The organism is Myxococcales bacterium (assembly GCA_016699535.1).
Classification (GTDB): Bacteria; Myxococcota_A; Polyangia; order Polyangiales.
Genome location: CP064980.1, coordinates 1 through 13,612 on the forward strand (window position 1 = coordinate 1; position 13,612 = coordinate 13,612).

The following is a 13,612-nucleotide window of genomic DNA, read 5'->3' on the forward strand; positions in this document are numbered from 1 at the left end:
ATGTCCACCGCAGCCAGTCAGCCGCTCGGCTCCTGCCGCTATTCGACAGTCACCCATCCTTCGATCGAGCACTCCGAGCAGCAGCGCCGAGCCTCACTCAGGGCGGGTGCGAACGCTCCAAGTCAACGTCGGCAAGCTGTGCAACATGGCTTGTCACCACTGCCACGTCGAAGCCGGTCCCAAGCGAACCGAAGTATGTCGCGCGAGGTGGCCGATCGGTTTACCAACCCGCTCGTCAAAACCCTGAGGTGGAGGTCGTAGACTTACCGGCGGGGCACCTGAGCTCAACCCGAACTTTCGCAGGCTGGGTCGAGGCCACGAGACGCCTTGGCAGGCGAGTCATCGATCGCTGCAACTTGACCGTCTTGTTCGAGCCGAGCCTCCAGGGGTTGTCAGAGTTCCTCGCGGCCCACGAGGTCGAGATTGTCGTCAGTCTCCTTGCTACAGCGCAGAGAACGTCGAGAAGCAGCGTGGGCGCGGTGCGTTCGACAAGGCATCGAAGGGACTGCTTCGCTCAACTCCGCTTGGGCTACGGACGACCGGGCTCGCCGCTCAAGCTTGAATCTCGTCTACAACCCCGTCGGCGCCTCGCTTCCGCCTGCCCAGGCGAAGCTCGAGGCCAAGTACAAAGAGGAGCTGTCGCGGCACTTCGGAATCGAGTTTCACGACCTGCTGACGATCACGAACATGCCCATCAAGCGGTTCGCACGCGCTCGAACGGGCGAACAACCTCGAAGGCTACATGAGCCTCTCGTGAACCACTTCAGCGTAGGCACCGTGCCCGAGTTGAAGTGTGCCGTTCGCTCGTGAGGTGAGCTGGGCGGCGAGCTCTACGACTGCGACTTCAACCAAATGCTCGAGATCCCCTCGGCGCCGGAAATCGTACCGATCTGGGACGTCGAGTCGTTCGCCGAGCTCGAACAGGCTTACGGGTGGCGACCGCGAGCCACTGTTTCGGCTGCACGGCGGGAGCTGGGTCGAGCTGCTCGGGGCGCGCTGCGATGAGCCGGACGAAGCACTGCCAGGCTCGCGCCGGGCGACACTGCTCCTGCACTTCAGCTGCCCGCGATCGACGGCAGGACCTTTGACGTCGCAAGCCTCGCCGGTCGGCCCTACCTGCTGTCAGTTCTTCGCTTCGCGAGCTGCCCTTTCTTGCAACTTGCGGGTCCATGAGCTGGTGCAACGGTTCAGCGAGCTCGGCGGCAGAGCCTCGATCATTGCGGTCTTGACTCGCCGCTCGAGAACCTCCAGCGGCATGCACAGCGTCACGCAGCGCCGTTTCGATCTTGGCCGATGAGACGGGGTGCATACCGCGCCTACGCCATCGAACGCTCGCTGAGTGGGACGCTCATGGGGATGACCCGCCGCGCCCCCACACTTCTGCGGGCCATGGCTCGCGGGTACGTACCGACGTCACTGAAGGGAGCTTCATCGATGCCTGCGGACTTCTTGATTGACGGGGGTCGTGCAGACGGTTAGCTACTACGGCTGCGACGAAGGCGATCATCTGGCCTTCGACGTGGCGGTCAGATTCTCGAGAGAGCGCATCGCCCAGATGCCTTGGCGGCGACGGGAGGTGTCCGGTGACCAGGGGCGTGCTGTTTCTCTGCACGGGTAAGCGTGCCGCAGCCAGATGGCCGAAGGCATTGCACGAGCGATCATGCCTCCCGGCGTGCGCATCTTCAGCGCCAGGACGAAGCTAAGGGCGTGGACACCCGCGCCGTGCAGGTGATGCACGAGCTCGGGCTCGACATCGCCGGGCATCGATCAAGGCTCTTGACGATGCGTCGATAGGAGAGTTCGACCTCGTCGATTGCGTTGTGCGGCGATGCCGCCGAACACTGCCCGAGCGTGCCGGGGTGTCAACATACGAACACTGGCCCATTGTAGACCCAGCGGGCGCCGCGGGGTCCGAAGAGCAGGTACTCGCTGAATTTCCGGAGAGTGCGCGACGAGCTGTTGAAGCGCATCTCGGAGTTGGCGGTTCGGCTCGCTCCCGAGCCGGCGCTCGGTGTCATCGGCGGTAGCGGGTTCTACGAGCTGCCAGGGCTCTCCGATGCGCGCCGGGTAGCTGTCAGCACGCCGTTCGGCGATGCCTCTGGACCGCTCGTCGAGGGCCGACTTGCTGGGCGGCGCGTGGTCTTCTTGGCGAGGCATGGAGAGGAGCATCGCCTCGCCAGGTGAGGTGAATGCCCGCGCGAACATCCCACGCTGAAGCGGGCTGGAGTCGCGTCTGGTGTCTGTTTCTGCGGTCGGCTCGCTGCGCGGGAGATCGCGCCCGGCGACGTGGTGCTTCCGAATCAGTTCATTGACCGCACCATGGGGCGACCATCCACGTTCTTTGGGCAGGCGTGGTGGCGCACGCGAGCCTTGCGGATCCAGTCTGTCGCCACCTCGCTTCATCGATCGCCAGTGCGGCACGAGAGCACGGCGCGCGCGTACATCCGCAGGGCACGTACGTCTGTATCGAGGGCCCCAGTTCTCTCGAGCCGAGTCGGCGCTTTCGAGGAGCATCGGCGCGGACGTCGTCGGCATGATGAACTGCCCGAGGCTCGGCTCGCTCGTGAGGCAGAGCTCTGCTACGCGACGCTCGCACTCCCGACCGACTACGACTCCTGGCGCCCCGACGACGAGGTGCGCGTCACCGACGTTCTCTCGGTCCTGATGGCGAACGTGGCGCGAGCGAAGGCCATCCCGCTTCGGCGTTCGCCTCGCTTACAGCGAACGACTGCGCCTGTCAGCACACGCTCGACGCCGCGCTCCTGACACGGCCTGACTCCATCGACGCGGCGGCGCGGCTCCGGCTGCACGCCGTGCTCGCTCGCCGTCTCGGCGGCGACGTCAAGGGCATCGCGGGGGCAGCGTGACGCTTACCACAGGTAACACTGGCTGCCCTTGGCTTCGCGCTTGCGTTTGTGAATGGGGCAAACGACGTGTCCAAGGGCATCGCAACCCTCGTCGGGAGCGGGGTGTCCGAGTACCGGCGCGCGAGATTATGGGGCACGATCTGGACTGCGATCGGAGGCCTTCTCGGAGCAATCCTTGCGACCGCAATGGTGACGACGTTCGGCAACGGTCTGCTCGCGCCGGGCACGACGCAGTCCCTGGGGGCGGGCGTCGCAACCCTCCTCGGCGCGTCGGCATGGGTGCTCATCGCTACGCGCACCGGACTTCCGGTGTCCACGACCCATGCGATCGTCGGGTCGCTCGTTGGCGTGGCGGCCGTCGCCTACGGCGTCGATGGTGTTCGCTGGAACGCGCTGGGCGGCAAGGTGGTGTTGCCCCTGCTGCTCACTCCGATGCTCTCGTTCGCGCTCGTCACCGTGCTCCTGAAGGCGACCAGACGCTTTCGGGGTTCGGCGGTAGCGCACATGCCGGACTGTCTCTGCGCCGAAGTAGCGGCGACGGGACCCGCGCTCGCGGGCATCTCGCGCTCTGCAGGCCCGCAAGTTGCTCGTGCGACGGGGTTGCAGTTGGTCGTTGCTCCTCAGGCCGATTGCGCGGTGGAGCGTCCCGCGGCCGCGCGGCTGACGCTCGATCACCTTCACTGGTTCACCGCAGGTGCCGCAAGTTTCGCTCGTGGAATGAATGACGCCCCGAAGATCGTCGCGCTGGTGCTTGCTGCCTCAGCGCTCGGGGGGGCTGCGTCCATGGGACATCCGCCGCTCTTCCTACTCGTTACCGCGGGCATGGTTGTCGGGAGCCTCGTCGGGGGACGTCGTGTCACGCGCGTGCTCGCGGAGAAGGTCACACCCATGGATCATCGCGAGGGCTTCCTCGCTAACCTCGTTACCGCGGGGCTCGTGACCACGGGCGCGACACTCGGGTTGCCGATGTCGACGACGCATGTTTCCTCGGGTGGCATCATCGGTGCGGGCGCGCAGCGCTCGTCCCTCAATACGAAAACACTGAGGGACATCGTCCTCGCTTGGGTCGTCACCGTTCCCGCGGCGGCTGCGCTCGGCATCGGCGCGTTCCTCTTGGGACGGTGGTTGACATGACCAGCGGCCGCCCTGCTTCCAGCACCAGGCGCGCAGTTCGCGTGCTGATCGCGAGCGGGCTGCTTGTCGCAGTAGCAACGGGCCTCGTGCTCTTCCCGATGGGACGCTGGACGCTCGCGCTGGTGGAGTGGGTACGCGGTGCCGGTGCGGCGGGGAGTTGTCGTCTTCGCGCTGACGTACGTGGCGGCGACGGCGCTGATGCTCCCAGGCTCGCTGCTCACTCTCGGTGCGGGCTTCGCTTACGGCCCGGTCTGGGGAGCGTTGCTGGTCTCGCCGATCAGCGTGCTTGCCTCGAGCTTGTCATTTGCCCTCGGGCGATTTGTCGCGCGCGATTGGATCTCTCGCAGAGTCGCCAGGGACGGGCGGTTCGCGGCGATCGACGCTGCCGTGGGCGAGAGCGGGTTCAAGATCGTCACGCTACTGCGCCTGTCGCCGGTGTTGCCGTTTAACTTGCTGAACTACGCGCTCGGCCTAACCCGCGTTCGCCCGCGCGACTACGTCCTCGGATCTTGGGTGGGCATGCTCCCGGGCACGGTGATGTACGTCTATCTCGGCTCACTCGTCACGAGCGCGAGCCAGCTCGCGAGTGGCGAGCGAACGGACGCCGGCCCCTGGGCGCGCATCCTTTACTTGGGCGGACTCGCGGCCACGCTGCTGGTCACGATCATCATTACGCGGGTCGCTCGGCGGGCGCTCGGAACCGCACTCGGGCGCGCCTCAGCTGCAACGTCGCCGCAGGAGGGGCAAACATGAGCCTGGCCATGACAGCGACCTCTTCACCCCGCCCAACCATCGAGGTGCTGCCGGACGACGCCCATAACCGCGAGTTGGTCTCGCATGTCCATCCAAAGGGCTGGGAGAATCCGACGCCGAGCGGGCCGTACAACTTGGTCGTGATCGGTGGTGGCACCGCGGGGCTCGTCTCGGCGATGGGCGCGGCCGGCCTCGGCGCTCGCGTCGCACTCATCGAGCGACACCTTCTGGGCGGCGATTGTCTCAACTATGGGTGTGTCCCGTCCAAGGCGCTGATCCGTGCGGCACGGGCTGTGTTCGACGCGCGAGAGGTCGCGTCGTTCGGCGGTCGTGCTCCCGAGCCCATCGCGCTCGACTTCGCCGCTGTCATGGAGAGGATGCGCCGGCTACGAGCTGGCATCGCGCATCACGACTCGGCGAAGCGCTTCAAGGAGAGCGGGATCGACGTGTTCCTGGGAGACGCCAAGTTCGTGTCGCCTGAGGAGGTCGAGGTGGCGGGGGCGCAGCTTCGGTTTGCACGGGCAGTCATTGCGACCGGAGCACGTGCCGCGACGCTACCGATTCCCGGACTCGCCGAGGTGGGCTTCCTGACCAACGAATCGGTGTTCACGTTGACCACCCTGCCGCAAAGGCTGGCCGTCATCGGCGCGGGTCCGATCGGGTGTGAGCTGGCCCAGGCATTTCGGCGCTTCGGAAGCGAGGAGACGATCCTCAGCGTCGACCCACGCGTGCTGCCTCGGGAGGATCCTGACGCGGCCACGGTGTTGCACGCGCAGCTCACCGACGAGGGCATCTCGCTCGTCCTGGGCGCCAAGCTCACCAAGGTCGACGCAAGCCCCAAGGCAGCAGGCTCTCGTTTGACCGCGGCCGCGGCGACGAGGAGATCACAGCGGACGCCATCCTCGTGGCCGTCGGACGCGCGCCCAACGTCGAGGGGCTTGCTCTCGAGGCTGCGGGGGTGGCCTTCGACCGATCCGGCGTGAAGGTCGACGACCGCCTTCGGAGCTCCAACCCACGCATCTACGCCGCAGGGGACATCTGTAGCCCCTACAAGTTCACCCACGCTGCGGATGCGATGGCTCGCGTGGTGCTTCAGAACGCGCTGTTCATGGGGCGCAAGAAGGCCAGCTCGCTGGTGATTCCGTGGAGCACGTACACCGATCCCGAGATCGCCCATGTCGGGCTCTACGAGCACGAGGCCAGGATCGGGGGCTCTCCGTTAAGACCTTCACGGTCCAGCTCGGCGAAGTCGATCGCGCGGTACTGGACGGCGAGACGAAGGGCTTTGCGCGACTTCATGTCGACGAACGGGACGGGCGCATCCTTGGAGCTACCGTCGTTGCGCGTCACGCCGGCGAGATGGTGGGTGAGGTGTGCCTAGCGATCACGGAGGGACTCTCCGCAGGGTCCCTGTCCAAGACCATTCATCCGTATCCGACTCAAGCAGAAGTGTGGAAGCGCCTCGGGGATGCGTACGCCCGCACGCGGCTCAAGCCGTGGATCACGCGCCTCTTTGAACGCTACTTCAAGTGGCGCCGATAGGTGGAATGCAGATCATGAACTCCCGCGACACAACCTTGTGCATCTTCGCGAAGGCGCCACGTGCCGGTGCTGTGAAGACGCGTCTCGCCGCGACCATCGGCGCAGACGCCGCGGCTCAGCTGGCTGACGCCTTCTTCTGGGACACGCTCGAGGTCGCCGAGAAGCTCGCGTCAGTCCGCGTGGTGGTTGCGCTTTCCGGCAACGAGCTGTTGCTCCCCGCACTCCGTGACCGCGTCGACGTCTGGCACCAGGGCGAGGGTGATCTTGGCGCCCGCCTCCAGCGGAACCTCCGACGAGCATTGACCGAGAGTCCCCGCGTCCTGGCCGTCGGAACCGATTCGCCCGGACTTCCGGTCGCGCTCCTCGAGCAAGCATTGGTCGCCCTCGACACGCACGACGCAGTGCTTGGCCCAGCCGATGACGGGGGCTTCTATCTCCTCGGAACGAGGAAATGCCCAGAAGGTCTGCTATCCGGCTTGCCCTGGAGCAGCGCGGATACGAGAGAGAGGACTCTTGCGCGGCTTGAAGAGCGTGGACTGTCCGTAGCGCTCTTGGCTCCGTGGTTCGACGTGGACCGCGAGCGGGACCTCGAGCGCCTGCGCACCTTGCTTGTCGCGGGAGAGATTCACGCGCCAGCGACCTGTCGGGTCTTGGGGATCCGCCCCGAGGGAGTGGCGCAATGAACACCAAGGCGCGCCCGCGAGTCTCCGTCGTGATGCCGGTGCTGAACGAGGAGCGGCGGATCGCGCAGGCCCTCGAGAGCCTATTGACTGTCGCCGCCGTGCACGAGGTCATCGTGGTCGATGGTGGGAGCACGGACGCGACCGCCAACCTCGTCGGCGCGCATTCCCGCGTCGCCTTCCTTCGCGCGGAGCGCGGACGAGCGAAGCAGATGAATGCTGGAGCCCGAGCGGCGAGCGGTGACGTGCTGCTCTTTCTGCATGCCGACGTAACGCTCCCGGACGATGCCATCTCGCAGGCAGTGGGCGCGCTTCGTGATCCTGGCGTCGTCGCCGGCGCCTTCCGAACCTGGACGGTTGCGGATGGCGGCGCGGCACCGCTCTGGGCGCCCCTCCTGCATCTGGCCGACCTCCGGTCCCGGTATACACGCCTGCCTTATGGCGACCAGGCCGTCTTCGTTCGGGCCGCGGTATTCAGCGAGCTCGGCGGATTCCCTGACCAGCCGCTCATGGAGGACCTCGAGCTCAGCCGGCGGCTTCGCGAAGTTGGCGGCGTCGTCACGGTGCCCGCCTCCGTGCGTGTCTCGGGCAGGCGCTTCCCGACACGGCCAGCGTACTACACGTTGCTGGTGAACATCTTCCCGCTCCTGTACCGACTGGGGATGCCGCCGCGCGTCCTGGCAAACCTGTACGGGCATCCGCGATGATGGCTCGCGAAACCAAGGACCAAGCACAACGGGTGAGTGGCCTGTCCGCGCCGTCCGCGCCGCTTTGGGTTCGGGTGTTGTATGCGCTGCAGCGAGGCCGGAGCGGGGTCGTGCTCGAGCCCACCCGTGTCTGGGCGCGCGCACCTGCGGCCATGCGCGGCTTTCTTCATTTCGTAGCAGCAGTCGACCGAAAAAGTTCGCCCATCGAGCCCGCGCTTCGGTCGCTGGTCATGGTCAAAGTATCCCAGGTCAACGCGTGTGCCTTCTGCGTCGACCTCAACGCAGCGAGGTTGCAAGAGCGAGGTGTCAGCCCGGAGAAGGTGCTGGCCCTCGCCAACTACGAGGGGTCGACGCTGTTTTCGTCCAAGGAACGCGTCGTGCTGGACCACGCCGTCGCCATGACGAGAAGCGATCGGGGCGTCGACGACGAGATCATCAGCCGACTGCGGGAGTTCTTTGACGATAACGCAATCGTTGAGCTGACGGCGCTCATTGCTCTTCAGAACGCCTCGAGCAAGTTCAACGCTGCGCTCGGAATTCCATCCCAGGGCTTCTGCCCCGTGATCCCTGCGCGGTGATCGCTGGAGACGCGTACCCATCCAGCCCATTCAGAAGTCCGGAGACTCGATCGCTCGCCCGGCCAGTCACCTTTGTCTCACAAGCTTCGTCAGCAGCGCCATCCCCCGCTCGGCCTCGGCGGGCGTCGCGTCGGCCAGCTCGAGGTACACGCGGCCGCGGGCGTCGTAGAAGCTCTCGGTCTGGACGATCCAGCGCTCCCGCTCAGGCGTCGCCAGCTCGACCTCGGCGGCGAGCTTGTGGAGCGCGGCGCTCACCAGGCGGTGGGTCGTGCCCTTCGGGAGCCGGATCTCGATCTGCGGCTCGGCGGTCCCGTAGCGGCTCTCGCCCTGGCTCACCGTCTTCGTCGTCTGCGTGTTCTGGCTCGTGGTCTGCATCGTCGTCCTCGCGTTCTGCAGGGCGGCTCGTCGCCCGTTGCGAGGGACATACAGGCTTCTGTTCGCGCCCCCAGCAAGGCCAAGAACGTCGATTTCCGATGTATTTTCCGGCAGTTGGAATAGTTGCGAGGTTCCGCGCCCTTCGGGCTGCGAAGCCGACGGAGGCCGGTCGCCTACATCCGCTGCGTGAGCCCGGTGCGGAGCATCTCGGCGACGAGCGACACAGCCAGCGCCTCGTCGCTCTCGCCCTTCACGTCGAGCTCGACCTCCTCGAACTTGCGCGCGTTGGCGACGACCCATTCGATGTACTTCGGCACCGTGAAGTCCTCGACGCCGAAGGCGATGTCCTGCATCGCGCGGACGATCTGCAGGGCCGTGCCTTGGAACACGCGCCCGTCTCTCATCACGATCTTCATGCTCTCCACTCCTTGCTGCGCGCTCGCCAGCTGCCCGAGTCGATGACGGGAAGACCTTCGACCTGCTCGGGCGCGAGGAGGTAGGTCTCGACGGTGGCGCCGCCCTCGAGGGCGATGCGCGAGCGCCGGTAGAAGCGCGGGTGCCCCTCGAGTCGATCGAGCGCGGCGAGCGTCGGCTCGTCGACCTCATACACCTCGCCCGCCACCGCATGCTCGCCACCGCGCACAAGCCCGGGGAACGCGCCGAGGTCGCGCAGCTCGAACGCCGGCTTCGTCCTGGCCGCCGCGACGAGCCGCGCGCCGACGAGGAGCCGGTGGTTCGGCTCGCCGGCAAGGAGCGTCCCGTAGACGAAGACGCGCGTGGGCGCGCCACGCTGGCCCTTGGGCGCGTTCATGGCTCCACCCCTGCAGCGGTGGCCAGGGGCGCGACGTCGAAGCCCAGGCGATCGTACGCGCGCCACAGCACGCGGACGTAGCCGGGCTGCGGCGCCCAGGGCTCGAAGCCGTCCTCGGGCTGCAGGTACGTCGTCGCGCGTCGGCGCCGGCCGTGCTCGTCGAGCACCACCTTCACGACGCGCTCGTAGGCGAACGGATGGCCCTCGCAGCGGTCGAGCGCACGCAGGTCCGCCTCCTCGATGCGGTAGAGGAGCCCCTCGACGCGGGCGCCGCGTGCCCGCACGACGCTCGCGACGGCCCCGTCCCAGCGGTGGCTGAAGCCCCCGAAGGCGAGCGCGTAGTTGGGCAGCACCGCAAGCGCCACGGGCTGCGCGCTCGCGCACCGCGAGCGCATCTGCTCGTCGTCGAGGTTCGAGCCGTACGCGAAGTAGAGCACCTGTCCCATCTTCTCATCTCGCTGCGGGTCGAGACCCGCCGTAGTCATCCATCGCCTCCGTTCGCGGGCGAGTCCAGGGCCGGCGTGCTGGCCGGCCCCGCGCCCGTCCTCACGCTGCTGCTCGGGCATCGACCACCTCCTCGCTCGCCGGAGCGTTCGGGGCCAGGCGGCGGTCGCGGCGCTCGCCCTTCCACGCCGCGGAGCCCGCGAGCTTCTTCGTCAGGTGCAGCCGCGCCGTCTTGAACTCGTCGCCGATGAGCCCGAGGTTCAGGAGCACCACCCGGAAGTCGTACTTGGCGGTGGCCGGGTTGAACTCGCGGCGCTTGCTCGACGCGGCCTTCGAGCCGAGGGCCTTCGCCGCCATCGCGAGCGCCAGCTGCACGTAGGCCTTCACCTCGCCCGCGTGCAGCGTCCCGTTGAAGTAGCGCAGCTCGATCGTGCCCCGGAAGAAGAGGCTGTTGAGGTTGAGCCCGTGGTAGCGCGTCTGGTCGTAGCGCTGCGGGCTCGTGTTCCGGTACCCGTACCAGGCGTCGCTCACCTCCTGCATCGTCTTCGGGCGCCGCGCTTCGAGGCGCTGGATGAAGCTCGCGTCGATCGGGCGGCAGTAGCGGCTCAGGCGCGTCTCGCTGACCCCGAGCGCGTGCTCGAGGAGGCGCTCCTGCTTGTGCACCAGCTTCACCAGGTTCGTGACGCTCTTGGCGTCGAAGCGGCTGCCGTCGATGTGGATGTGGATGCCCGTCGAGGGGTCGGCCTTCGCGCCCGCGGTGCGCACCGCCCGGACGACGTTCTGCAGCTCGTCGATGTCGTCGTAGCCGAGGACCGGCGAGACGATCTCGCCGCTGTTCTCGCCGCCGCTGAGCGAGCCGTCCGGGACCACCTGCCAGCGGCGCCCGCGCGCGTCGGTGATGCGCCAGCTGCGGTACTCGTCGGCGACCGTGCCCCCGACCACGCTGTGGATGGCGCGGGCGAGCTTCTCGCGGCTCAGGCCCACCGTCTCGATCTCGATCCCGAATCGCAGCGTCTTCATCGTCGTCGTCCTCGCGTTTCGCGCGGGGCCCAGTGCCCGTCGCGTGAGGACATACAGGCTTCCGTTCGCGCCCCTAGCAAGGCCAGAACACGGCGCTTTCTGATGTATTTTCAGGCACTTGGAATAGGCGCGACCTTCCGCGGACTTGGGGCGTCGCGGCCGTCAGGCCACCGCGACGCCCCCCGGATCTCGGTGCCCTTCACGCGCTGGCTGCGCCCGCATTCGTGAAGAGCGCTGCGGCCTCCTCGGCGCCCAGGTGCGAGAGGTAGTGGCCGAGCGCGCGGCGGAAGAACTCCATGCGGTTCTTGATGCCGCGCGTGCGCCACGCCTCGTCCATGCGCTCGACGACCTCGGCCTCGAGTCGCAGCGGGAGGATCTTCACGTCGACGGGCTCGCCGTTGCGCTCGCGCGTCTTGCGCGGGCCGACCGGGATGCGGCCCTTCTCGGCCTCGCGGATCTTCCAGATGAGGTAGCGGCGGTCGTCGCTGCCCGTCGCGCGGCCGACCGCCTCGAGGTACTTCGCCTGCAGCTCCTCGATGCTCATCGACGTGAAGCGTCCCCTCACGTGCGTCGGCGTGGCCACGCTCGCGTCCGACGCGGCGCTCTCCTCGGCGGGCGTGTCGACCGCGGGCGGCGGGCTCTCGGGCGCGGCCGGCTGCTCCGCTCGGGCGGCGAGCGTCTCCTCGATGCGCCGGATGAGGAACTTCCGGTTCGGGCTCCGCGACGTCTCGCCCACCACCTCGCGGAAGCGCGCCTGCAGCTCCGGCAGGCGCAGTCGCTCGAGCTCGTTCCTGGTTCGCTTGTTTCGGTTGCTCATGGTCCGTCTCCTCGTCGGGCGCCGGGTACACGTCACCCTTCACGCGCGCGCCCTGGCTCGCGTGTCGGGCTGCGCTCCGCGATGGAGCGCTCTGTCGGTCAGTTCGTCGTCAGTCCTTCAAGTCGGCGAAGCACTCGAGGTCGATCGCGCGCGGGTCGCAGTGCACGAAGCTCGCGCTCCCGTCTGCGCGCACGTGCGCGACGTCGAGGCGATCGAGTTTCGTCACGCCGCCGAGTCGTGCGAGGACCTCGTCGTCCGTGAGGAAGTAGTCGTCCGCGTCGACGTTCACGTCGGGGCGCAGGGCGCCGCGCATCACGCCGAAGATGCGCACGCGCTGCCCGTTGAACCCGGGGATCTCGCTGCCGACGTACGTCGTCGTTGCGCCGATGACCTTCATCGCTCCTCCTTCTTCGCGGCGGCGAGCCCCGCCCGGTACGCGGCCTCGAGCGCGGCGCGCAGCTGCCACACCGCGAGGTCGTGGAAGTCGAGGCTGTCCGAGCGGCGCGTCTCGAGCGTCGAGAGCCCGAGATGCTGCTTCGCGATGTCCTCGATGACCTTGCTGTCGCTGGCTGATCGCTCGCGCTTCATGCGGGACATACAGGCTTCCGTTCGCGGGGCTAGCAAGGTCGTTCCGAGAAGAATCGACCTCGCTGCTCCACTCAGCGCGACGCGACTCGCCACGCGGCCTTCGAGCCGTAGCGAAGCTGCTGGCCCTCGACGAGGAAGACGTCGTTCGGCGCGGTGCCCTTCTCGTAGCGGGGCTCCTCGCGCTCGTCGTCTTCGCAGTCCTCCTCGTCGTCGTCGACGAACTCCTCGCGCACCGCGACGCCGGCGACGGCGTTCTCGAAGGGCCAGCTCTCCTGGCTCATGATCATCACCTCGGCGTCGGGGTCCTGGTCCTGCAGCAGCTCGATCAGCTCGCTCACCTTCATCGTCGTGCTCCGCTTCGGGGTGGTCCGTGAATGCGCCCCGTTCGCGAGGGACATACAGGCTTCCTTCTGCGGGCTATCCAAGGCGAAGAAGCGAGAATCGACCTCGCCAACGGAACTGCGCGTTACCGCGCGAGAAGCCCGGGCAGCCTCGCCAGATCGATCCACCCGCGCAGCACGCGGGCACCGACGCGGAGCGCGGTGGCGCCGACACCGAAGCTCGTCTCGCGGGCGCGCCCCGCGGGCTTGTTGACGCTGCTGTCCCAGAGCCCGTAGTCGAAGGTCGCGACGCGGCCGTGCTCCTCGTCGAGCCGCTCGAGCACGCAGACATGCTCGGGCGGTGCGAGGTACAGGATGTCGCCGGGCCTCGGTCGCAGGTCGCGCTTCGCCCAGACGAACGCGTCGCCGGTCGCGAAGACGAGCCGCGAGAGGTTCGTGCCGCTCTGCCACGGCGCGCGACCGCCGTCGTCGTCGCGATTGAGGACGCGCTCGTCGCGGAAGCCCAGCTCACGCAGCACGTAGTGCGCGAGGTCGCCGCAGGCCGAGTAGCCCTTCCAGCGGTTGCGCCCCTCGGTGACGAGCTCGAACACGGGGTCGCCGAGCACGCGGCCCGCGGCTCCGTTGCAGGCGAAGCGCGCCGCCTCGACGGCGGCGGCACGGAGCGTGGCCTCGTCGACGAAGCGACGCGCGGGCGGCGAGGCCTGCGCGTTCATCACGCCGCCTTGTCGTGCAGGTCCTCGATCGCGTCCTTGAGCGCGACGAGCGCGGCCTCGACCTTGGTGACGGCCTCCGTCTGCGCGCGGCCCATCTCCGCGACCTTGTCGAACAGCTCGCGGAGCGCGGCGTCCTTCTTCTCGTTGATGCGCCAGAAGGCCCAGCCGAGGACCGCCACGAGCCCGTAAGGGCCGGTCGCCTGAAGCCACGTCGCGATGGTGCTGAACTCGTTCATGTCGTT

The 13,612-nt window shown here is 67.6% G+C and carries 19 protein-coding genes and 2 pseudogenes; 9 read left to right on the forward strand and 12 right to left on the reverse strand.

Translation table 11 applies throughout. The annotated features are described in order from the left end of the window. Positions 1-145: 145 nt before the first annotated feature. Both IPJ88_00005 and IPJ88_00010 read left to right on the forward strand, forming a co-directional pair. A pseudogene (locus IPJ88_00005) lies at positions 146-1,088 on the forward strand (DUF3641 domain-containing protein). A 205-nt stretch (positions 1,089-1,293) separates the two neighbouring features. Next, complete coding sequence (locus tag IPJ88_00010) at positions 1,294-1,479, forward strand: hypothetical protein (protein QQR90186.1); 186 nt, start codon at positions 1,294-1,296, stop codon at positions 1,477-1,479. A 24-nt stretch (positions 1,480-1,503) separates the two neighbouring features. On the opposite strand, the gene IPJ88_00015 is transcribed toward IPJ88_00010, so the two are convergent. Next, entirely contained in the window at positions 1,504-1,764 is a 261-nt protein-coding gene (locus IPJ88_00015; protein QQR90187.1) for a hypothetical protein, read from the reverse strand. Positions 1,765-2,211: 447 nt separating this feature from the next. On the opposite strand from IPJ88_00015, the gene IPJ88_00020 reads away from it, so the two are divergent. The 7 genes and pseudogenes from IPJ88_00020 (at position 2,212) to IPJ88_00050 (ending at position 8,261) form a co-directional block, all read left to right on the forward strand. Beyond that, on the forward strand, positions 2,212-2,766 hold the full coding sequence (locus IPJ88_00020) for a hypothetical protein (protein ID QQR91916.1): 555 nt from the start codon (positions 2,212-2,214) through the stop codon (positions 2,764-2,766). 167 nt (positions 2,767-2,933) lie between these two features. Beyond that, the gene (locus tag IPJ88_00025; GenBank protein ID QQR90188.1) at positions 2,934-4,001 is read left to right on the forward strand and encodes an inorganic phosphate transporter; all 1,068 of its coding nucleotides are present in this window, start codon (positions 2,934-2,936) and stop codon (positions 3,999-4,001) included. A gap of 198 nt (positions 4,002-4,199) precedes the next feature. Continuing rightward, the gene (locus IPJ88_00030; protein QQR91917.1) at positions 4,200-4,754 is read left to right on the forward strand and encodes a TVP38/TMEM64 family protein; all 555 of its coding nucleotides are present in this window, start codon (positions 4,200-4,202) and stop codon (positions 4,752-4,754) included. Continuing rightward, positions 4,751-6,296: pseudogene (locus tag IPJ88_00035) on the forward strand (mercuric reductase). Before IPJ88_00030 ends, IPJ88_00035 begins: the two are co-directional and overlap by 4 nt. A gap of 14 nt (positions 6,297-6,310) precedes the next feature. After that, positions 6,311-6,979 (forward strand): TIGR04282 family arsenosugar biosynthesis glycosyltransferase, encoded by a 669-nt coding sequence (locus IPJ88_00040; GenBank protein QQR90189.1) that lies wholly within the window; start codon positions 6,311-6,313, stop codon positions 6,977-6,979. Further along, the gene (locus IPJ88_00045; GenBank protein QQR90190.1) at positions 6,976-7,683 is read left to right on the forward strand and encodes a TIGR04283 family arsenosugar biosynthesis glycosyltransferase; all 708 of its coding nucleotides are present in this window, start codon (positions 6,976-6,978) and stop codon (positions 7,681-7,683) included. The genes IPJ88_00040 and IPJ88_00045 overlap by 4 nt, the downstream gene beginning before the upstream one ends. Next, a complete protein-coding gene (locus IPJ88_00050; GenBank protein ID QQR91918.1) occupies positions 7,683-8,261 on the forward strand; it encodes a carboxymuconolactone decarboxylase family protein in 579 nt (192 codons plus the stop codon). The genes IPJ88_00045 and IPJ88_00050 overlap by 1 nt, the downstream gene beginning before the upstream one ends. 66 nt (positions 8,262-8,327) lie before the next feature. On the opposite strand, the gene IPJ88_00055 is transcribed toward IPJ88_00050, so the two are convergent. The 11 genes from IPJ88_00055 to IPJ88_00105 all read right to left on the reverse strand — a co-directional run bounded on the left by IPJ88_00055 (position 8,328) and on the right by IPJ88_00105 (position 13,606). Then, positions 8,328-8,636, reverse strand: a complete 309-nt coding sequence (locus tag IPJ88_00055; protein QQR90191.1) for a hypothetical protein — start codon at positions 8,634-8,636, stop codon at positions 8,328-8,330. A 173-nt stretch (positions 8,637-8,809) separates the two neighbouring features. Then, positions 8,810-9,040 (reverse strand): hypothetical protein, encoded by a 231-nt coding sequence (locus IPJ88_00060; protein ID QQR91919.1) that lies wholly within the window; start codon positions 9,038-9,040, stop codon positions 8,810-8,812. Positions 9,041-9,048: 8 nt separating this feature from the next. After that, positions 9,049-9,447, reverse strand: coding sequence for a gamma-glutamylcyclotransferase (locus tag IPJ88_00065; GenBank protein QQR90192.1), 399 nt, complete (start codon positions 9,445-9,447; stop codon positions 9,049-9,051). Further along, complete coding sequence (locus IPJ88_00070; protein QQR91920.1) at positions 9,444-9,884, reverse strand: gamma-glutamylcyclotransferase; 441 nt, start codon at positions 9,882-9,884, stop codon at positions 9,444-9,446. The genes IPJ88_00065 and IPJ88_00070 overlap by 4 nt, the downstream gene beginning before the upstream one ends. Before the next feature lie 109 nt (positions 9,885-9,993). Next, the gene (locus tag IPJ88_00075; protein ID QQR90193.1) at positions 9,994-10,911 is read right to left on the reverse strand and encodes an amidoligase family protein; all 918 of its coding nucleotides are present in this window, start codon (positions 10,909-10,911) and stop codon (positions 9,994-9,996) included. 199 nt (positions 10,912-11,110) lie between these two features. After that, positions 11,111-11,728 carry a hypothetical protein gene (locus IPJ88_00080; GenBank protein QQR90194.1) on the reverse strand — a complete coding sequence of 206 codons (618 nt, stop codon included), beginning with the start codon at positions 11,726-11,728 and terminating at the stop codon, positions 11,111-11,113. 109 nt (positions 11,729-11,837) lie between these two features. Next, on the reverse strand, positions 11,838-12,125 hold the full coding sequence (locus IPJ88_00085) for a hypothetical protein (protein QQR90195.1): 288 nt from the start codon (positions 12,123-12,125) through the stop codon (positions 11,838-11,840). Then, positions 12,122-12,316 carry a hypothetical protein gene (locus IPJ88_00090; protein QQR90196.1) on the reverse strand — a complete coding sequence of 65 codons (195 nt, stop codon included), beginning with the start codon at positions 12,314-12,316 and terminating at the stop codon, positions 12,122-12,124. Before IPJ88_00090 ends, IPJ88_00085 begins: the two co-directional genes overlap by 4 nt. Positions 12,317-12,387: 71 nt before the next feature. After that, complete coding sequence (locus IPJ88_00095; GenBank protein QQR90197.1) at positions 12,388-12,660, reverse strand: hypothetical protein; 273 nt, start codon at positions 12,658-12,660, stop codon at positions 12,388-12,390. A gap of 122 nt (positions 12,661-12,782) precedes the next feature. After that, positions 12,783-13,370: a hypothetical protein gene (locus IPJ88_00100; GenBank protein QQR90198.1), complete on the reverse strand. Its 588-nt coding sequence runs from the start codon at positions 13,368-13,370 to the stop codon at positions 12,783-12,785. Further along, a complete protein-coding gene (locus IPJ88_00105; GenBank protein ID QQR90199.1) occupies positions 13,370-13,606 on the reverse strand; it encodes a hypothetical protein in 237 nt (78 codons plus the stop codon). The genes IPJ88_00100 and IPJ88_00105 overlap by 1 nt, the downstream gene beginning before the upstream one ends. Positions 13,607-13,612: the final 6 nt, after the last annotated feature.